Source organism: Halorhodospira abdelmalekii, assembly GCF_016583625.1.
Taxonomy (GTDB): domain Bacteria; phylum Pseudomonadota; class Gammaproteobacteria; order Nitrococcales; family Halorhodospiraceae; genus Halorhodospira; species Halorhodospira abdelmalekii.
In genome coordinates this window covers 1-18,239 of the sequence record NZ_NRRN01000054.1, presented here as the reverse complement: position 1 = coordinate 18,239, position 18,239 = coordinate 1, and the positions used below count along the sequence as shown (strand labels likewise).

Sequence of the window (18,239 nt, the reverse complement as noted above, 5' to 3'; positions counted from 1 at the left end):
CCTTGTATCCCCCCCCCCAGCGCGGCTGCCCTCTTTTTTGCCTGGCGAACATAGCGAGTGGGAACCACCCGACCCCATGCCGAACTCGGAAGTGAAACCACTCTGCGCCGATGATAGTGCGGCCGAACTGTCGTGCGAAAGTAGGTCATCGCCAGGCGCCTTATACCAAACCCCCACAGTCAAAACGACCGTGGGGGTTTTTTTATTGCGCAAAACATCTCAATAAGATAATGTTTTAGCGGCTCCTGCTGGCACTTCGGTACGCCTGCTATTAGGCAGTCCGCGCTGCAGGTCTCCCCTTACTTAACCGTGACTGCGGTTATCGGTCTCTCTTTAGCGGAGGATCTATCGATGATGAGCGAATCGCACCCCGAGACTCCGACCGCAGTGAGTCTCGCCTACCTGCCCTTGCCCCTCTTTGCCGGCACCATGGGGCTATCCGGATTGGCTCTGGTTTGGCTTCAAGCTGATATGCAGTGGGGGATCGGTGCTACGATGGCGACAGTCATAGCGTGGCTGGCACTCTTCGCCTTTCTTGCTATGGCGCTGGCCTACAGCATTAAAGCGTGGCGTTACCGCACTGCGGTGGTGAACGAGATTACCCATCCGGTGCGTCTCAATTTTTTGCCGACGATCTCGATTTCGCTGATCCTGCTAGGGATGTTGGCCCCCTCGGGGTCGGTCTCACTTCTTTTATGGGGCAGTGGGGCCGGGCTGCATTTGCTCTTCATGCTCGGTATTGTAACGAGCTGGCTGCGCCGGCAGCTGGAACTGAGCACGCTGAATCCGGCCTGGTTTATCCCTGCGGTCGGTAACGTTCTGGTGCCGATCCCGGCTGCTCATGCTGGTTATGTCGAACTGGCGTGGTTCTTCTTCGCCGTTGGGCTCTTCTTCTGGCTGATCTTGATGACGCTCTGCTACTATCGGTTGATCTTCGGGCCGAATCTGCCCGATTTTCTACAACCGACCCTGGCGATCTTGCTAGCGCCGCCGGCGGTCGCCTACGTGGCGTGGGTCGCGTTGAATGGCGGTGCGTTACCGGAGGGGGATGTCTTGGGGCGGCTGCTCTTCTATAAGGCGCTCTTTACCTTCCTTCTCCTGATGGTACAAGTGCCGCGGTTGCTGCGAATCGCCTTCTACCCCTCCTGGTGGGCCTACACCTTCCCGCTGGCTGCTTTTTCACTCGCTTGCTTGAACTACGTGCCGGCCCAGATCCCGCAAGCAACGCTTTGGATCGTACCGGTGCTCGGTTTGACGACCTTGGTGGTTGCTATAGTCTTTGTCCGCACGCTAATCGGGTTGTTCAACGGTTCCTTGCTGCGCCCCGAATAAGCGCTCTTGTCGCTAGTGCGGCAGCAGTCGCTCGGCCGTTTTGGCGTCGCGGAACCATAAGAGTGCCGGGTTGCCGCTCTCGGGGGGAACATCGTGCGCCATAATCAGGGCGTTGCTCTCTTTGGCCAAGTGCCAGACGCGCCAGTTGTTGTCGGCTTCGATGATGTGGCTGGCCTCACCGAGTCTCTCCTCAAGCGCTTCCAGGACGGTCTCAAGATCTTGTGCAGCGATTACGATGTTGATGGCGGTTAGATAGCGGGTATCATCGAAAAAAAGTGCCAGATAGCGCGCAGGCAACCCGTCGACTTCGGTAACTGGCGCAAAACAGACCTGATCCCCGGAGCCGATACGGCCATCGTCAGAGCAGTCGAGAGTGATGCCGGTTAGGCGTTCACCGAACTGGCTGCGCTCGACCGGCTTGGTCAGCTCCGTGAGCCGCAGCTCGACCTCGATAGGTGGACGCAAGACGTCTCGCAGCAAGTATCCGGTTCCGAAGACGACGACTACGCCCAGAGTTACAATGATGAGGGTGCGCATAGGGGAAGTTTAACCCGGCTAGGTTAGGCGGTGAATGTGCGGATCTGGGCGGTTAGTCTATGACAAATTCTCCCTACAGCATAGCCGGCCGTAGCCGCTTGTGGAGGCGAGCTCTATGCGGATTGTGCGTCGAGTGGGCGGGGTGGGACGTTGCCTAGCGGGTCGTCGTGTCATACCGTGGCCTAAAGATCGGGTGTAGCGCACACTGTGGCGCATGAGATGGGAAGCGGAGAGAGAGGGCGGAGTGGGCGCAAGCGACGACGATCAGTCCCGGCGATGCGTCGGGTGGCGGGAGTGGGTGGCACTGCCGGATCTCGGCATTGCGCGGCTGAAGGCGAAAATCGACACTGGGGCAAGGACTTCCGCTCTCCACGCCTTCGCCGTGGAGCCGTTCGAGCGGAGCGGACAGCGCTGGGTTCGCTTCGGTATCCACCCGCAACAGCGTTCAAGCGCAGGGGAGCGGTGGTGTGAGGTGCCGATCGTCGATCGCCGTCCGGTGACCGACTCGGGCGGTCATCGCGAGCGGCGCTGGGTCATTAAGACCCGGGTGCAGCTCGGTGGAGCGTGCTGGCCGATCGAGATGACTCTGGCTGCGCGCGATACCATGCGTTTTCGTATGCTGCTCGGACGCACAGCGATGGCGGGGCGGTTGTTGGTCGATCCACAGGCCTCTTACTTGATGGGCCGCCTGCATCACCCGTGTGATCACGACCCACCTCTGGAGGAGACATGAAGCTCCTGCTGCTCTCGCGCAACCCCCGCCTCTACTCGACCCGCCGCTTGGTCGAGGCGAGCGAGGCTCGTGGCCACTCGGTACGGGTAATCAACCCATTGCGTTGCTATATGAACATCGCCACCAGCAATCCCGAGATTCACTATCGGGGTGAGAGGCTTGAGGATTTTGATGCAGTGATTCCGCGCATCGGGGCATCAGTGACTTTCTACGGAACGGCGGTGTTGCGTCAATTCGAGATGCTTGGCACCTATCCGCTCAACGAGTCGCAGGCGATCAGTCGTTCGCGTGATAAGCTGCGTGCACTGCAACTGCTCTCGCGGGAGGGGGTCGGGATGCCGGCGACCGGTTTTGCGCACTCGCCGGACGATACCGATGATCTATTGCGCCTAGTCGGTGGTGCCCCGGTGGTCATCAAGCTGCTTGAGGGCACGCAAGGGGTCGGCGTGGTATTGGCCGAGACGCGCAAGGCAGCTGCGAGTGTTATTCAAGCGCTGCGCGGGCTTAAGGCACACTTTCTGGTTCAGGAGTTCGTCGAAGAGGCAGGCGGGGCTGATATCCGCTGTCTGGTGATCGGTAATAAGGTCGTAGCAGCGATGCGGCGACAAGGTCCCGAGGGCGAGTTTCGCTCCAATCTACACCGCGGCGGGAGCGCCGAGTTGGTGCGGATTACCCCGCGCGAGCGGGCAACCGCGGTGAAGGCGGCCAAGGTGCTAGGGCTGAATGTTAGCGGGGTCGATATCCTGCGTGCCAACAGCGGCCCCGTCGTGATGGAGGTCAATTCCTCGCCGGGGCTGCAAGGCATTGAGCGGGCAACAGGGCGTGATGTGGCCGGCATGATTATCGAGTTTATCGAGCGCAATTGTCAGCCGGGGCGTACGCGCACGCGCGGACGGCGAGGCTGATGACGCGCCGCCAGCGCTCCTCGTTGTTGCTCAACGGGGCCGAGATCGCGCCTGGGGAGCGTACGACCCTGCAGCTTGATGTCGCACAGCTCTATACCCACACCCCAGTGAGCATGCCGGTCCACATCGTCCACGGACGTCAGGACGGTCCGGTTTTGTGTCTGAGTGCCGCGATTCACGGCGATGAGATCAACGGCATTGAGATCATTCGTCGCCTGCTTGCACTGCCGCAGCTGCGGCGACTGCGCGGAACCTTGTTGGCTGTGCCCATTGTGAATGTCTACGGTGTGTTGGCGCAGACGCGCTATCTCCCCGATCGGCGAGATCTCAATCGCAGCTTCCCGGGGAGTGCCACCGGGTCGTTGGCTGCTCGTCTTGCCGATCTCTTCGTGACCCAAGTCTTAGAGCAGGCGACGCACGCGATCGATTTACACACCGGGACCGCGCATCGGGCGAATTTGCCGCAAATCCGCGCCAACCTCGACGATCCGGCCACACTAGAACTCGCACGTGCCTTCGCGGCGCCGGTGATCATCAACTCCGATCTGCGTGACGGTTCACTGCGGCATGTCGCCGACGAGCGTGGGATTCCGACTCTGCTCTACGAGGCGGGTGAGGCGTTGCGCTTCGATGAGGGTTCTATTCGCCTTGGCATGCGGGGGATTGTCGGCGCGATGCGTGCTCTGAAGATGCTCCCGCGGGTACGTAGCAAGCGCCCGCCGCAGATACCGATCCAGGTTGAGATGACGCGCTGGGTGCGCGCAGAGAGTAGCGGAATCCTTCGCACTACCGTGAGGTTAGGGCAGCACGTGCGGCGCGGTGGGCGGATCGGCCTAATTGCCGATCCCTTCGGGGAGCGTGAGACCGTTGTGCAGGCCGCTTTCGGTGGTATTGTGATCGGGCGGACGAACTTGCCGCTGGTGCACGAAGGGGACGCACTGTTTCATGTGGCACGGGTGCGTCAGCCGGAGTTGGCCTCGGAGTGGGTTGAGCAACTCAGCGGTTTTGATGAGGGCGATGGGCATGGGGAGGGTAGCGATGGATATTACTGAGCTATTGGCGTTTGCGGTCAACAGTAACGCTTCAGACTTGCATGTATCGGCGGGGATGCCGCCGCTGATTCGTGTCGATGGCGACATCCGGCGTATCGATGTGCCGGCACTCGATCATAAGCAGGTCCAGAAGCTGGTCTATGAAATCATGAACGACCGCCAGCGTCGTGACTTCGAGGAGCACTTTGAGACTGATTTCTCCTTCGCCGTGTCGCAGATCGGGCGTTTTCGTGTCAACGTCTACCAGCAGGATCGAGGGTTAGGGGCAGCCTTCCGAGCCATTCCCGCCGAAGTCGTGACGTTGGAACAGATCGGTGCCCCGGAGATCTTCAAAAGCCTCTGTGATCGTCAGCGCGGCTTGGTTCTGGTCACCGGACCGACCGGTTCGGGTAAGTCGACGACCCTCGCCGCGATGATCGACTACAAGAACAAAAACGACTACAGCCACATCCTGACGATTGAGGATCCGATCGAGTTTGTTCATACCCCACAGCGCTGTTTGATCAACCAGCGTGAGGTTCACCGCGATACCCATAGTTTTAGCGCCGCGTTGCGTTCGGCACTGCGCGAGGATCCCGATGTGATCTTAGTCGGTGAGATGCGCGATCTAGAGACCATACGCTTGGCCTTGACCGCCGCCGAGACGGGGCACTTGGTCTTCGGAACGCTCCACACCAGTTCGGCGCCGAAGACCATCGACCGGGTAATCGACGTCTTCCCCGCCGCCGAGAAGACGATGGTGCGTTCGATGCTCTCCGAGTCGCTGCAGGCCGTTATTTCGCAAGCGCTGCTTAAGCGAGTCGGCGGTGGCCGAATCGCCGCGCACGAGATCATGATTGGCACTCCGGCGATCCGGAATCTGATCCGCGAAGATAAGGTCGCGCAGATGTACTCCTCCATACAAACCGGGCAGAGTTACGGGATGCAGACCCTCGATCAGGCCCTGCAGAAGTTGGTGCAGACTGGGCAGGTCGCCCGCGAAGAGGCACGCCTCAAAGCTTTGAACAAGGAGCAGTTCTGAGGAGTTGAGGAGCTTGCGGTGAGAGACTTCAGTGTTGAGGCGGGCTTGAGGAGGGAAGCAGATGCGGCTACAGCAGCTACTTGAGATCTTCCAGGAGCGTAAAGGCTCCGATCTCTTTATCACAGTGGGACGGGCGCCTATCCTGAAAGTCGACGGACGGCATGAACCGCTCGACGACCAGCCGCTGAGCGTAGAAGGGGCGGCGCACCTTGTCGACGAGGCACTTAACGAGCATCAGCAAGCTCTCTTTGCCGAGATGCACGAGGCGAACTTTGCGATTGCAACGGATGAGGGAGCGCGGTTCCGCGTCAGTGCCTTCTATCAGCGGGGTGCGCCCGGCATGGTGATCCGGCGGATTGAGACGGCCATCCCCTCCCTGGAATCGCTCAACTTGCCCGCCCTGATTGGTGATTTAGCGCTGACTAAACGCGGTCTGATCCTCTTCGTCGGGGGAACTGGCACCGGTAAATCGACCTCGTTAGCGGCCATGATCGGTCGTCGCAACGCGAGTGCACCCGGGCATATTCTTACCATTGAGGATCCAATCGAGTTTATTCACCCTCACCAGCAGTGTATCGTCAATCAACGCGAGGTCGGAGTCGATACCGACTCTTTCGATACCGCGCTCAAGAATGCACTGCGCCAAGCGCCTGATGTCATTCTGATTGGCGAGATCCGCTCGCGCGAGATCATGGACTACGCCATTGCCTTCGCCGAGACAGGCCACCTGACCCTTGCCACCCTGCATGCGAACAACGCCAATCAGGCACTCGACCGAATCATCAATTTCTTTCCCGGTGAGCGTCGCGATCAGTTGCTAATGGATCTCTCCCTCAATCTGAAGGCGGTTATCGCTCAGCAGCTGATCCCGCGGGCTGATCAGGCGGGTAGGGTGGCCGCGTTAGAGGTCATGCTCGGTACTCCGTTGGTCCAGGATAAAATCAGAAAGGGTGAGGTGCATGCGCTCAAGGAGATCATGAAGGCCTCAGAAGAGCAGGGTATGCAGACCTTCGATCGCCATCTCTATCGGCTCTATAGTGGGGGCTGGATTTCCTACGAGAGCGCTTTGGCCTACGCCGATTCGGCCAACGAGGTCCGCTTGATGATCAAGTTGGGTGCGGACTACAGTGCTGATTCGGCAGAGGGCAGTGAGGCGTCATCGGAGCAGCGGGGGCCAGCAGCTGCCGCTGTTCCGGGGTTTAAGTTGGTCGACGATTGACAGCGGTAGCGGCGGAGGGGGGCGTCAGGAGTGCCCCCCTGAGTGTCAACCTATCTGCCGACAGTGGCCTATGGCCTACCTATGGCCTAAGGCGACGCGGCTGCATGCACCCCGGCTGAAGCAACAGGCAGCCGGGGTGTAAATGCAGCCGTGGATGCAGAATGCAACCCAGGCGGGCTGGTTGGCGGTGGTGGCTATGACCCGTGTGGCCCTATCCCGTCGCTCTCTATGAGCCGTCAGAGCCTGAATCTTGCCCCCAGTTGTCGCGGATGCGCTTAAGCCTCTTGACCTGCAGTCTCTGGATATTGGCGCCGATCATGATGATGCCGCCGACGAAGAGGGTGGGCACCCCTACGGCCATGGCGATGTGTTCCGAGCCAAAGAGGCTGATCCCACCGATGACCACCAGCAGCGCCACCGGGACGCCGATGAGACCGGCCGTGGCAAAGGCCTGACCTTTTTGGATCTCCATCTCCAGGGCGTCGTAGTCGTCCCACTGCTGCGGCTGCATCCCCATGAATCCGGTGGCCTTGGCATCGCGCCGCTCCTTGCGCTCGCGGGCCCGCTTAGCGCGCGGGCTGTCGGCAAAATTGCGTTTCGGTTGGCTCGAGCCCTCAGCGGTCTCAGCCGTTTGCGCCTGGGCTCCAGCAGGGGCTGCTCCCGACGCGTCGGATTGCTCCTTGGCACCGATTCTTCTAAATAGCGACTTTATCATGATGGCTTCCGTAATCGATGTCTGTCTGCCCTACGGCCATCGCCGACAGTCGAAGACCTAACCGGCAAAGATTAGGCCGACAACGTACTGCCAAGGCAAGACCAGAAGGATACAGAGCGTGGTGACGATAAAAGCGTGTTTAAGCTCTTTTTTACCAAGATAGAGGTAGCCGGCCATCAACAGGCCGATTGGAGGAAAGAGTACGCTGAACAGATAGGCCAGAGCGATGGTTAGCCCGTTCTTGTTGCTGCTATTGTCGCTCTGTTGAGAGGAGTTTGATGGTTCGACGGTCATGGTGATGAGTCCCGTGTCGCTCAGTATAGTGGGTACCGGATACCGGGTGATTCTCTCCGGGTGATTCTCTCTGTAACCGCCCGCGGTCACGGCCCGGTAACCCGGACCCGGTTCGGGTTTGCGCACGATCGTATCACGGGTTAGCTGCGTAGGCGAGGCAGTAGCCGCCGGAGCGTCTCACTGAGCGCCTCAAGGGTCACCGGTTTGGTCAGATAGCAATCGCTGCCGGCCTTGAGCAGGTTACGGCGTACCTCTTCGACCGCGTGCGCCGAGACGGTGACGATCGGAGTCGCGCGCTGCGCATACGCGGCCTCGTGGGCACGGATGGCTGCGATTGCTTCGGCCCCGCTCATCCGCGGCATCTGCGAGTCCATAAAGATGATGTCGTAGGCAGAGTCGCCGCCGCTACGGTCGATGATTTGCGCGCAGGCGGCTTGACCGTCACTGACCGCTTCGCTGGTGACGCCAAAGCGCTCTAGGAGGCGTTGCAGCAGCAAGCGGTTGGTGGGGTCGTCTTCGGCAACCAAGGCGTGTGCTACCGTTTCACCAGGAGAAGGCGCAGCAGCGTCGCGAGTGTTGCCGGGGCGTAGCGCGTGGCTTGACGGCGGTGCGGCGGAGTGTTGCCGATGCCTTGCGGCGGGTGCATCAGCGGCCGCCTCTGGCGGCGTGGTTGCAGCCAGCGGCAGTACGACAGCAAAGCAGGCCCCTCCGCCTGGGGCCTCGTCGACATCGATGGAACCGCCCATCAAGCGCACCAACTCCAGGCAGATGCGCAATCCGAGCCCACTGCCTTCACGCTGCGAATTGCCGTGCATGCCTTTGGAGAACCACTCGAAAATCGCCTCGCGCTCCTGCTTCGGGATCCCTGGCCCGCTATCACAGACTGTTAGGCGCAGCCAGCCAGTGACGGGGACCTCCAAACTCAGATCGACGCTGCCGGTCTCCGTGAACTTAACGGCGTTACCGAGCAGGTTGCTAACGATCTGGCCGACGCGGGCGCCATCGCCGGTGACCCACTGCGGTACCTCGGTGTCGATACGGCGACTCATGCTCAGCCCCTTACTCTGCGCGCGCGGACGCAGCAGCTCGAGCTGAGAGTCGATCAGCTCGCGGATCTCGAACGGCTCGGCGAGCAGTTGCAGACGACCATGCTCAAGACGCGAGAGCTCAAGGAGCATGTCGATGAGCAGCAGCAGCTTATCGGCCGCCCGGCGGGCGAGGGCGACAAACTCGCGCTGCTGACCGCCAAGCGAGGAGTGTGCCAGCAGTTCGGTGTAGCCGATGATGGCGTTGAGCGGGGTGCGCAAATCGTGGCTGACGGCGGCGAGAAATTCGTTCTTGACGCGGTTGGCTTCACGGCTTGCCGAGAGGCTCTGCATGATCGTCGAATAGCGCTCAACCACCCCGTACGCATCAGTATGGGCGACGATGGTCTGGGCGACCGGCAGTACCTCGCCGGCGGAGTCATAGAGTTCCGTCTCGCCTTGCCAGACGCCCTCTGCCGCAGCGGTCGGCAGGGCCTCTTCGAGCAGTCGGCGGATGGCCTGGGGGGGGTTGGTGCTGGTGGTCGCCGATAAGGCCCCGTAGCGCTGGATTCTGGTAGAGGGGGCGGCCCTGGGGGTTGAGTGTGGCGATATAGTCGGGGCTGGCCTCGATCAGCTGCAGCAGTTGCTCACGCTCCTGCTCGGCCTGCTTACGATAGAGGTACTGTCCAAGAATCAGCGCGATGCGCTCGATCAGGTGGCGCTCTTCGTTGAGGAAGGGGGCGTTGGGCTGGGGCGGAGTGCGCACAAACCAGACGACCACTTTGCCACTGACCGCCCCGGCCACTCGAATCGGTGCCTCAAGTCGCCAGCGCCCAGGCTCGCGGCGACTCGTTGCGTAGCGTTTGCCGCGATAGAAGATGGCGGCTTCACAGCGCGTCGGGTACTGCCAGCCGCTCGGTAGAAAGCCCGCTGCCGCGGTCAGGGTCTCATCGACAGAGACATCTCGGTTGGTCAAAGCAGCAACCTCGCCGAGGCAGGCGACCTCTTTGAAGCGCTCGCGCAGCGCCAGTGAGGTGCGCTCCAGGGCGTGCTCGGCGCGTTTGCGGGCCGAGATATCGACCACCGCCCCCTCAAAGTAGAGGGGGGCACCCTGCGGGTTCAGAATGGCTGCGCCGCGGTCATTGACCCAGTGGATGCTGCCATCGGGGTGGCAGAGCCGGTAGTCGATGCTCCACTCTTCCTCGGCGGTGACCGCGCGCACGCGAGCCCCGCGTACACGGGGGCGGTCGTCTGGATGAATCAGCTGGGCGTAGGCTACTTGTCGGCTATCAAGCAGAGCGTTGCGGGAGAAGCCGGTGGTTGCAGCGACCGCACCGAGCAAGACGCGCATCGTTAAGCCTTGATCGGCCTGGCAGCGGTAGAGAAAACCGTCCATGCGCTCGGCGATACGTTCGCACAGTTGCAGCGGCGGCTCTTGCAGGTCCTCATCCCGGCGGGGGGGTGGAGAAGAGAGATTGGAGCTCATACGGTTAGTTCTGAATAGCGCACAACGAGGTTGCGCCCTCCCTTCTTGGCTGCGTACATCGCCTGATCGGCGCGGTTCTCCAGACTCTCGAGCGAGAGACCCGGCTCAATGGCGGCGACACCGAAACTCGCCGTAATCGTACCAATGCCTTGCACGGCGGTAGCGCTGATGGCCTCCCGGATGCGTTCGGCGAGCAGGGCGGTCCCCGCCTCATCGGTATGGGTTGCCAGAATCAGAAACTCCTCACCGCCCCAGCGGCCCAGAACGTCGGTCTCGCGCAACTCCGCTGACATGCGTCGGCCGATCTCCCAAAGCACCGCATCGCCGGCAGCGTGTCCCCAACGGTCGTTGATGCTCTTAAAGTGATCGATGTCGATAATCACGACAGCGAAGAGGGTGCCGTGGCGATTGTAAGCGGCATTGGCTGCACGCAGGTGTTGTTGCAGCTTGGCGCGGTTGAATAGATCCGTCAACGGGTCGTGCGAGGCGCGGTACTCGAGCTCCTGCTGGAGCTCTTTTTGCTCAGTGATGTCCTGCAGCGTGCCGATGATCCGCCAAGTACCGGCGTTGGCATCGCGCTCGGTACGGGTGATGGTACGCACCCAACGCACCGCGCCGTTTGGGCGCACGATGCGATATTCGATCTGGTGGTGCTGATACTCCGGGAGGCGCTTGATGACATCTTCACGCACGAAGGGGCGGTCTTCGGGGTGTACGGCCTCAAGAAAACGGCGCAAGCTCGGGGCGTAGTGACGCGGGTTACGGCCGAAGATCTCGTAGATCACTGGTGACCACCAGAGCTGGCCGCCAGCCAGGCTATCGTGCGGGTAGACGACCCAGTGCCCGAGGCGCGCAATGCGCTGCGCCTCTTCAAGTCGCGATTTGCTCAGCGCCAGTTCGCTCTCGACCTGCTTACGCACGGTGATATCTTCGTTGATGCCGACGATCCGGACGGCGTGGCCGTGGCGGTTGTAGATGTACTGCCCGAAACCGCGCAGATGCCGGATCTCGCCATCCGGACGGCGAATTCGAAACTCGATCTCCCAGCGCGAGTGAGTCACGCGCGCATGGCTGAAGGCGCGCTCCACGGCGGGCAAGTCCGCAGGCTCAACTCGTACTCGCCACTCGGCGTAGTTGCGTGGGGGCGACGACGGCGGTAGGCCGTAGATATCGAGCATGCGATCGTCCCAGTGGAAGGTGTCGGTTGCCAGATCGCGCTCCCAGATGCCCAGTCCGGCCGACTCGGTGGCGAGCTTCAGCCGCTGCTGATGCTCGCGCAGCGTCTCTTCATAGTAGTGATACTGCTCGGTGAAATCGTGGACGGCTAGGGCGATACACCGTTGTGAATGGGGTTGTGCGTGCAGCGGTGCGGCGTTGACCGAGAGCACACGCTGCTCGCCGTTCGCGCGCTGTAAAGTCAACCGGACGTCCCGCAGCGGCGTGGCTGTCTGCGCCAGCCAGCGAAAGGAGCTGAGCTCAGAGGGGAGTTGATCGGTCGCCAGGGGGCAGTCGATCGAACCATCAGACGCACTCCCCTGGATCGGCAGATCCAGTAGGCGGCAGGCGAGCGTGTTGGCGTAGACCAAGTCGCCATCCGCGTCTAGCACCAACAGGGCCGTAATATCGCTGGCGAGCGCTTGCTCTAGCAGACCTGGATATGCTCGGCTCAAAGGCTACACAGCTCCTCGCTCGTGGCGGTCTGCCAGCCCTGCATCTCACGCGCGGGTGGCGCACCCCCCTCCCCCAGTATGTGCTACGCTCCCGGCCGAGCCCAGCGTAACCGCTGTTCGATCGCTTCGATTGCCTCGGCCCCTTTGCCTGCACATTTTGAACGGTTAAGGCTTGGGATACCAGCCCTTGCCAGCCCCTGTATGATTCTGGGAAGGGTCTCGGCGATGTCCGGGTGATGCTTGCGCAACTCTGGGTGGTGACCCTAGAGGGTGCCAGACATTCACCAGGAGAGGGCTTAACCGGGAACAACTGATGAGAGGGTGATTATCGTTGCGTCCACCTTCGAAGCGTACCGAGACTCAGTTGCCGCAGCGGGTCGACGTTGCAATGGCTGCCTCCAGGGGTCTCACTCGCCATGGATGGCGAGTGGGAGCTTCCAGGGACGGATTTGCAGCGTCCCCTGGAAGCCTGCCATGCAACGATGGCCCGGACTTAGATACGGCAGTCGCCAACTCAGATGCGGCAGCCCCTAACTGCAGTCCCTACCCGATGAGCACAACCGTGAACAGGAGAGTGATAGCGTGACGGCCTCTTTCGACCCGACCCCCGCGGCTACGGCACTGGCGCGCTTGCAGGCCGGCAATCAACGGTTCGTCGCGGGTGAGATGCGCCTGCAGCAGCGACTGACGCCGGCTCGCCGCGCCGAGGTCGTGGTCGCTCAGCGCCCGTTTGCAGCGATTCTCAGCTGTGCCGATTCGCGCGTTCCCGCCGAGGAGATCTTCGATCAGGGGATCGGCGATCTCTTCATTGTCCGGGTCGCGGGCAACTTTGCCGGAACTACGCAGATTGGCAGCCTGGAGTACGCGGTACACGAGCTCGGTGTCCGCTTGATCGTGGTCTTGGGGCACGCCCGCTGTGGTGCCGTCGGAGCCGCCTTGGCCGCATTGCGCGAGCACGCTCAGCCGCCGACTGCGGGGCTGTGCAGCATCGTCGACGCGTTGCGGCCGGCGCTCGCGCCGTTGCTGACTCAGCCGGCAACCACTCAGCGTGCCGCGAAAGCTTGTGGTTGCACAGTGGCTGGTGAGGAGGGTGAGGCCAGCAGCGGCGATCAGGCTGACGCTGAGAGGCTGGTTGAGCAGGCGGTCGTGGCGAATGTGCACTGGACGTGTCGTGAGCTTATCGAGCAGTCGGCATGGCTGGCAGAGGCGCAGCAGAGCGCTGGGTTGTCGATCGTCGGTGCAAAGTACGACCTGGCGCAGGGCACAGTGACTTGGTTGGATGCAAAATGATGCGTTATGAGTTGCTGGCAACCGCGGGTGCGGCACGGCGTGGTCGTTTGTTGCTGCCGCGGGGGTCGGTGGAGACACCAGCTTTCATGCCGGTCGGTACCTACGGGACGGTTAAGGGGGTGACCCCCGAAGAACTGCGCGAGACCGGTGCCGAGGTGGTCTTAGCGAACACCTTTCATTTGTGGCTGCGGCCCGGTACCGAGGTGATCAAACTACACGGCGATTTGCACGACTTCATGGGTTGGTCGGGGCCGATCTTGACCGACTCCGGAGGCTTTCAAGTCTACAGCCTCGGGGCGCTGCGTAAGGTCCATGAGGCCGGCGTGGAGTTTCGTTCGCCGGTCGACGGTGCGCGCGTCTTTATGGGGCCGGAGGAGTCGATTGCGGTGCAGCACGCCCTCGGCGCCGATATCGTCATGATCTTCGACGAGTGTCCGGCCTACCCGAGCGAAAGCGATGCGGTGCGCCGCTCAATGGAGCTGTCGCTGCGCTGGGCTGAGCGCAGTCGACGGGCGCACGGCGAGCATCCGGCAGCACTCTTCGGGATCGTGCAGGGTGGCGTCTACCCCCAGCTGCGCCGAGCCTCGCTAGCGGGGCTGTTGGCGATCGGTTTTGATGGTTACGCTGTCGGTGGGGTGTCGGTCGGTGAGCCGGCCGCTGAGCGTGACGCCGTATTGGAGGCGCTTGAGCCGCAGCTGCCGCAAATGCAGCCGCGGTATCTGATGGGGGTGGGTAAACCCGAAGATCTCGTCGAGTGTGTCCGCCGAGGGATCGATCTGTTTGACTGCGTCATGCCGACGCGCAATGCCCGCAACGGCTTTCTCTTTACCTCAGAGGGGTTGGTGCGGCTGCGCAATCGGCGGTACCGCACCGATACAGCGCCGATCGATCCGGCGTGCGATTGCTATACATGCCGCAACTACTCACGCGCCTACCTGAGCCATCTACAGCGCTGCAACGAGATGTTAGGGGCACGTTTGGCCACTCTGCACAACTTGCGTTACTACCAGCGGCTGATGGCCGAGCTGCGTGAGGCGATCGAGCGGGGACGTCTGGCAGGTTTTGTTGACGATTTCTATGCGGCACGCGAGCAAAAGACCCCCGCACTATGACATAATGGCGCTTTTACGTGGTCAGGGTGGCCTGTGTGGGGCCTGGCCCAGTGCACTCAACAGTAGGGAGCGGACCGATGTTGCTCGATTTCGTGATCGCACCGGCCTATGCCCAGCAGGACTCTCCGGGTACTGGGGATCTGGTCTTCTTTTTAGTCTTTACCGTTCTGCTAGTGGCGATCTTCTACTTTCTGCTGATCCGGCCGCAGCGCAAGCGCATGAAGCAGCACCAAGAGATGGTCGAGAACCTGCAGGTTGGCGATGAGGTCATGACCGGCGGGGGCGAGCTGGGCCGTATTAAGCAGCTCGGTGAACAGTTTGTGCGCGTCGAGGTCAGTGAGGGCGTCGAGTGGACCATCAAGCGCGATATGATCGGCGAGGTGCTGTCCGAGGGAACGCTGGCAGAGGCGCGCAGCGGTGTCGAGGAGACGACGACACAGAGCGGTGGTAAAAACGCCTGAGCAGGCAGGAGACAGCGCGGGCTGTCGCAGCACTATCTACGACGACGGAGTAAGGTGTTATGGATTTCCTGATTTCCAACGCGTGGGCACAACAAGAGGCGCAACAGGGCGATATCTGGTTCAGCATCCTGTTGCTCGTCGGTATGATCGCCCTGTTTTACTTTCTGCTGATTCGCCCGCAGACTAAGCGAGCTAAAGAGCATCGCCAGATGGTCGAAGAGCTCGCCAAGGGCGACGAGGTGGTGACCAACGGGGGGTTGCTCGGGCGCATCGCGCAGGTCGGTGAGAACTTTGCGACCATCGAGGTCGGCAACGGCGTGCAGGTACAGATCCAGAAGCACGCCGTGACGAGCGTCATGCCGAAGGGCACGATCAAAGAACAGGAACAAAAGAAGGGCAAGTAGCTCTTGAACCGCTATCCGCTCTGGAAGTATGTGCTCCTCCTGGTCGTTTTGCTGACCGGGATCCTCTTCGCACTGCCGAACCTCTTTGGCGAGGATCCTGCAGTCGTCGTGACAACGCAGGAGGGCGAGGTGCCCGCGCAGGAGGTGCAGGATGAGGTCCTGGCCTTTCTTGAGGAGCGCGGGGTGCGTCCCGAGGTCGCCGAAGTTCTCGATGAGCGTTGGGTGTTGCGCTATCGCTCGACCGAGACGCAAATGCGTGCCTCGGATCTGGTCGCCGGCAAACTCGGGCGCGACTACAGCGTTGCGATGACGCTCGTCCCAGCGGCGCCGCAGTGGCTGCGCGCGCTCGGCGCTGAGCCGATGTTCCTCGGGCTCGATCTGCGTGGCGGGGTCCACTTCCTGCTCCAGGTCGATCTTGATGCCATGATCGAGGATGTCCTGGAGGGCTATCAGAATGACATCCGCACCTTACTGCGGGAAGAACGCATCCGCTACGCCAGCCTTGAGCTCGAGGAGGGGCAGCGGGTGCGCGCGCTCTTTACCAGTGAGGCGCTGCGCGAGCGTGCCGAGGCGCTGATTGCTCGGCACGTCGAGGGGATCGTCATCGAGTACGAGGAGGACGAGGCTGAGCAGACCTACAGTCTGCTAATCACCCTCGACGAGGACGATGTCCAGGAGATGCGCAGCCTGGCGGTGCAGCAGAACATCACAACGCTGCGCAACCGGGTCGATGAGCTTGGGGTGGCGGAGCCGGTGGTGCAGCGTCAAGGCTCCGATCGCATCGTTGTGCAGCTACCCGGTGTGCAAGATCCGGCGCAAGCTAAAGAGATCCTTGGAGCGACCGCAACGCTGGAGTTTCGCTTCGTCGATCACAGCGATTTCCCTTTCTCGGGCGATCCCGACGATCCGGAAGCCGTGCCGGCTGGCTCACAACTCTTTCCGATGCGCGGGGAGGGGCGCTACGATTACGTGCTGCTTGAGCGCAGTGTGATCGTCGGCGGTGATCGGATCATTGATGCCTCCTCCGGCTTCGATCAACAGACCCAGGCCCCCGAGGTCAATGTGCGACTCTCCGGGACCGGCGGGCGCATCATGAGTCGGGCGACGCGCGAGCGGGTCGGCGATCACATGGGTGTGCTCTTTATCGAGCGGATCACCGAAACCGAGTTGGTTGACGGTGAGCCGCAGCGGGTCTCGCGCGAGGTTGCCGAAGTCATCAGTGTGGCGCGGATTCGCGAGACGCTCGGTGGGCGCTTCCGGATCACCGGGTTAGAGTCGACCGAGGAGGCCGGTACGTTGGCCCTGCTGTTGCGCGCTGGTGCCTTAGCGGCGCCGATCGACATTGTCGAAGAGCGGACTATCGGCCCGAGCCTCGGTGCCGAGAACGTCGAGCGCGGTTTCATGGCGGTTGTCTTCGGCTTCTTGTTGGTCGTCGCCTTCATGGCTTTCTACTACCGCGTCTTCGGTTGGGTCGCTAACTTAGCGCTGCTGACCAATCTGATCATCATCATTGCTGTCCTCTCGATGCTGCAGGCGACGCTGACCTTGCCGGGGATTGCCGGTATCGTCCTCACGGTCGGTATGGCGGTTGATGCCAATGTGTTGATATTCCAGAGGATACGCGAAGAGCTCAAGGCCGGAACACCGATTCAGACGGCGATCGACAGCGGCTACTCGAAGGCGCTTTCGACCATCGCCGACGCCAACATCACGACGCTGATTGCAGCGCTGGTGCTTTTTATATTCGGTACCGGCCCAGTACAGGGCTTTGCCGTGACGCTGGCGATCGGGCTGGCGACTTCGATGTTCACCGCCATTGTGGGCACGCGCGCCATCATCAATCTAATCTATGGTGGGCGTAAGGTCTCGGAGATCAAGATCTAGCTATGGAGATCTTTAAAGAAGACCCGAAAATTGACTTCCTAGGGCGGCGGCGCCTCGGTTTTGTGCTCTCGGCAGCGCTCTTGCTGCTCTCCCTCGGTTCGCTGGCCTGGCAGGGGCTCAACCTCGGGATCGACTTTACCGGGGGAACGCTGGTCGAGGTCGGTTACGAAGAGCCGGTCGAGGTCTCCGAGGTCGAGGCGGCCCTCGCCGACTCGCGCTACGCTGATGCACAGGTGCTGCACTTCGGTTCATCGCGCGAGATCTTGATCCGAGTCGCCCCGCTGGAGGGGGTTGAGCAGGCGCAGATCTCGCAGGAGGTCTTCGCGAAGCTGACGCAGGCGCACGAAGGGGTCGAGCTGCGGCGGGTCGAGTTTGTCGGTCCGCAGATCGGCGAGGAGTTGACGACACAGGGGCTACTGGCTTTGTTGCTGGCTTTGGCTGGAGTTCTGGTCTACGTCGCTTTCCGCTTCGAGTACCGCTTTGCAGTCGGTGCGGTCGCCGCCCTGTTGCACGATATCGTGCTCATCCTTGGGTTCTTTTCGCTTACCCGCATGACCTTCGACCTGACGGTCTTGGCGGCAGTGCTGGCGACAATCGGTTACTCGCTTAACGACAGCATCGTGGTCTCCGACCGCATCCGCGAGAACTTCCTCAAGGTGCGTAAAGGAACGACTGAGTACATCATGAACCTCTCGGTCAACCAGACGCTGTCACGCACTCTGGTGACCTCGTTTACCACCCTGTTAGTGGTCTGTGCATTGATCTTCCTCGGTGGTGAGATCATCCGCGGCTTTGCCGTTGCGCTCCTGATCGGTGTAATCGTTGGTTCTTACTCCTCGATCTTTATCTCCAGCGCAACCTCGCTGGCGTTGGGGGTCAGCAAGCAGGATCTGATGCCGCCAGAGAAGGAAGGGGCTGATCAGCCGGATCACGAGACGGTGCCGCCGCAGGAGCGGTTCTAGGGGAGAGGTAGCAGAGAGCGTCCGTGTCGCCTTTCGTAGCGGCTTCACGGTCTCTTCCTCTTATTCTACAGGGGATTCTCCGTTCTTTCGGGGGGGCCCTTCCTTCTGGCGGGGGCTGCGAACGCCTAAGGTCGATT

At 61.4% G+C, this 18,239-nt stretch carries 18 protein-coding genes and 1 rRNA gene; 13 read left to right on the top strand and 6 right to left on the bottom strand.

Features of this window, described 5'->3' with window-relative positions; all coding sequences use genetic code 11:
- The first annotated feature begins 40 nt into the window (after window positions 1-40).
- Together rrf and CKO15_RS11630 are read left to right on the top strand one after the other, a co-directional pair.
- Window positions 41-157: ribosomal RNA gene (rrf, locus tag CKO15_RS11635) — 5S ribosomal RNA — on the top strand.
- A gap of 194 nt (window positions 158-351) precedes the next feature.
- Entirely contained in the window at window positions 352-1,332 is a 981-nt protein-coding gene (locus CKO15_RS11630; protein ID WP_200196433.1) for an SLAC1 anion channel family protein, read from the top strand.
- A gap of 12 nt (window positions 1,333-1,344) precedes the next feature.
- Here CKO15_RS11630 and CKO15_RS11625 read toward each other — a convergent pair whose 3' ends face one another.
- The gene (locus CKO15_RS11625; protein WP_200196429.1) at window positions 1,345-1,869 is read right to left on the bottom strand and encodes a hypothetical protein; all 525 of its coding nucleotides are present in this window, start codon (window positions 1,867-1,869) and stop codon (window positions 1,345-1,347) included.
- Between the two features lie 244 nt (window positions 1,870-2,113).
- Here CKO15_RS11625 and CKO15_RS11620 point away from each other — a divergent pair, with 244 nt between their 5' ends.
- The 5 genes from CKO15_RS11620 (at window position 2,114) to CKO15_RS11600 (ending at window position 6,799) form a co-directional block, all read left to right on the top strand.
- Entirely contained in the window at window positions 2,114-2,602 is a 489-nt protein-coding gene (locus tag CKO15_RS11620; protein WP_338036056.1) for an ATP-dependent zinc protease family protein, read from the top strand.
- On the top strand, window positions 2,599-3,507 hold the full coding sequence (gene rimK, locus CKO15_RS11615; RefSeq protein WP_200196422.1) for a 30S ribosomal protein S6--L-glutamate ligase: 909 nt from the start codon (window positions 2,599-2,601) through the stop codon (window positions 3,505-3,507). The genes CKO15_RS11620 and rimK overlap by 4 nt, the downstream gene beginning before the upstream one ends.
- Window positions 3,507-4,559 carry a succinylglutamate desuccinylase/aspartoacylase family protein gene (locus tag CKO15_RS11610; protein WP_200196419.1) on the top strand — a complete coding sequence of 351 codons (1,053 nt, stop codon included), beginning with the start codon at window positions 3,507-3,509 and terminating at the stop codon, window positions 4,557-4,559. Before rimK ends, CKO15_RS11610 begins: the two co-directional genes overlap by 1 nt.
- The gene (locus tag CKO15_RS11605; RefSeq protein ID WP_200196417.1) at window positions 4,546-5,580 is read left to right on the top strand and encodes a type IV pilus twitching motility protein PilT; all 1,035 of its coding nucleotides are present in this window, start codon (window positions 4,546-4,548) and stop codon (window positions 5,578-5,580) included. Before CKO15_RS11610 ends, CKO15_RS11605 begins: the two co-directional genes overlap by 14 nt.
- Window positions 5,581-5,641: 61 nt before the next feature.
- A complete protein-coding gene (locus CKO15_RS11600) occupies window positions 5,642-6,799 on the top strand; it encodes a PilT/PilU family type 4a pilus ATPase (protein ID WP_200196415.1) in 1,158 nt (385 codons plus the stop codon).
- A gap of 226 nt (window positions 6,800-7,025) precedes the next feature.
- Here the strand turns inward: CKO15_RS11600 and CKO15_RS11595 are convergent, their stop codons facing one another.
- From CKO15_RS11595 to CKO15_RS11575, 5 genes are all read right to left on the bottom strand, one after another.
- Window positions 7,026-7,514: a hypothetical protein gene (locus CKO15_RS11595; protein ID WP_200196413.1), complete on the bottom strand. Its 489-nt coding sequence runs from the start codon at window positions 7,512-7,514 to the stop codon at window positions 7,026-7,028.
- A 57-nt stretch (window positions 7,515-7,571) separates the two neighbouring features.
- Window positions 7,572-7,934 (bottom strand): hypothetical protein, encoded by a 363-nt coding sequence (locus CKO15_RS11590; RefSeq protein WP_200196411.1) that lies wholly within the window; start codon window positions 7,932-7,934, stop codon window positions 7,572-7,574.
- Window positions 7,935-7,948: 14 nt separating this feature from the next.
- Window positions 7,949-9,211, bottom strand: coding sequence for an ATP-binding protein (locus CKO15_RS11585; RefSeq protein ID WP_200196409.1), 1,263 nt, complete (start codon window positions 9,209-9,211; stop codon window positions 7,949-7,951).
- A gap of 61 nt (window positions 9,212-9,272) precedes the next feature.
- On the bottom strand, window positions 9,273-10,319 hold the full coding sequence (locus tag CKO15_RS11580) for a PAS domain-containing protein (RefSeq protein WP_200196407.1): 1,047 nt from the start codon (window positions 10,317-10,319) through the stop codon (window positions 9,273-9,275).
- The gene (locus tag CKO15_RS11575) at window positions 10,316-11,989 is read right to left on the bottom strand and encodes a diguanylate cyclase (protein WP_200196404.1); all 1,674 of its coding nucleotides are present in this window, start codon (window positions 11,987-11,989) and stop codon (window positions 10,316-10,318) included. Before CKO15_RS11575 ends, CKO15_RS11580 begins: the two co-directional genes overlap by 4 nt.
- Window positions 11,990-12,571: 582 nt before the next feature.
- Between CKO15_RS11575 and CKO15_RS11570 the strand changes: the two genes are divergently transcribed.
- The 6 genes from CKO15_RS11570 to secF all read left to right on the top strand — a co-directional run bounded on the left by CKO15_RS11570 (window position 12,572) and on the right by secF (window position 18,102).
- Window positions 12,572-13,279 (top strand): carbonic anhydrase, encoded by a 708-nt coding sequence (locus tag CKO15_RS11570; protein WP_200196396.1) that lies wholly within the window; start codon window positions 12,572-12,574, stop codon window positions 13,277-13,279.
- Window positions 13,279-14,391, top strand: coding sequence for a tRNA guanosine(34) transglycosylase Tgt (gene tgt, locus CKO15_RS11565; RefSeq protein ID WP_200196441.1), 1,113 nt, complete (start codon window positions 13,279-13,281; stop codon window positions 14,389-14,391). The genes CKO15_RS11570 and tgt overlap by 1 nt, the downstream gene beginning before the upstream one ends.
- 77 nt (window positions 14,392-14,468) lie before the next feature.
- Entirely contained in the window at window positions 14,469-14,852 is a 384-nt protein-coding gene (yajC, locus tag CKO15_RS11560) for a preprotein translocase subunit YajC (protein WP_200196394.1), read from the top strand.
- Window positions 14,853-14,911: 59 nt separating this feature from the next.
- Window positions 14,912-15,256 (top strand): preprotein translocase subunit YajC, encoded by a 345-nt coding sequence (gene yajC / locus CKO15_RS11555; RefSeq protein WP_200196392.1) that lies wholly within the window; start codon window positions 14,912-14,914, stop codon window positions 15,254-15,256.
- Between the two features lie 3 nt (window positions 15,257-15,259).
- On the top strand, window positions 15,260-17,140 hold the full coding sequence (gene secD / locus CKO15_RS11550) for a protein translocase subunit SecD (protein ID WP_200196390.1): 1,881 nt from the start codon (window positions 15,260-15,262) through the stop codon (window positions 17,138-17,140).
- A gap of 2 nt (window positions 17,141-17,142) precedes the next feature.
- Window positions 17,143-18,102, top strand: coding sequence for a protein translocase subunit SecF (secF, locus tag CKO15_RS11545; protein ID WP_200196387.1), 960 nt, complete (start codon window positions 17,143-17,145; stop codon window positions 18,100-18,102).
- Window positions 18,103-18,239 lie beyond the last annotated feature (137 nt).

What these genes read in the sequence shown, in the direction of transcription:
- yajC (WP_200196394.1), top strand. Translation starts at nt 14,469, where the DNA reads ATGTTGCTCGATTTCGTGATCGCACCGGCCTATGCCCAGCAGGACTCT.
- CKO15_RS11625 (WP_200196429.1), bottom strand. Translation starts at nt 1,869, where the DNA reads ATGCGCACCCTCATCATTGTAACTCTGGGCGTAGTCGTCGTCTTCGGA.
- CKO15_RS11600 (WP_200196415.1), top strand. Translation starts at nt 5,642, where the DNA reads ATGCGGCTACAGCAGCTACTTGAGATCTTCCAGGAGCGTAAAGGCTCC.
- tgt (WP_200196441.1), top strand. Translation starts at nt 13,279, where the DNA reads ATGCGTTATGAGTTGCTGGCAACCGCGGGTGCGGCACGGCGTGGTCGT.
- CKO15_RS11595 (WP_200196413.1), bottom strand. Translation starts at nt 7,514, where the DNA reads ATGATAAAGTCGCTATTTAGAAGAATCGGTGCCAAGGAGCAATCCGAC.
- CKO15_RS11630 (WP_200196433.1), top strand. Translation starts at nt 352, where the DNA reads ATGATGAGCGAATCGCACCCCGAGACTCCGACCGCAGTGAGTCTCGCC.
- CKO15_RS11610 (WP_200196419.1), top strand. Translation starts at nt 3,507, where the DNA reads ATGACGCGCCGCCAGCGCTCCTCGTTGTTGCTCAACGGGGCCGAGATC.
- CKO15_RS11605 (WP_200196417.1), top strand. Translation starts at nt 4,546, where the DNA reads ATGGATATTACTGAGCTATTGGCGTTTGCGGTCAACAGTAACGCTTCA.
- rimK (WP_200196422.1), top strand. Translation starts at nt 2,599, where the DNA reads ATGAAGCTCCTGCTGCTCTCGCGCAACCCCCGCCTCTACTCGACCCGC.
- yajC (WP_200196392.1), top strand. Translation starts at nt 14,912, where the DNA reads ATGGATTTCCTGATTTCCAACGCGTGGGCACAACAAGAGGCGCAACAG.
- secF (WP_200196387.1), top strand. Translation starts at nt 17,143, where the DNA reads ATGGAGATCTTTAAAGAAGACCCGAAAATTGACTTCCTAGGGCGGCGG.
- CKO15_RS11580 (WP_200196407.1), bottom strand. Translation starts at nt 10,319, where the DNA reads ATGAGCTCCAATCTCTCTTCTCCACCCCCCCGCCGGGATGAGGACCTG.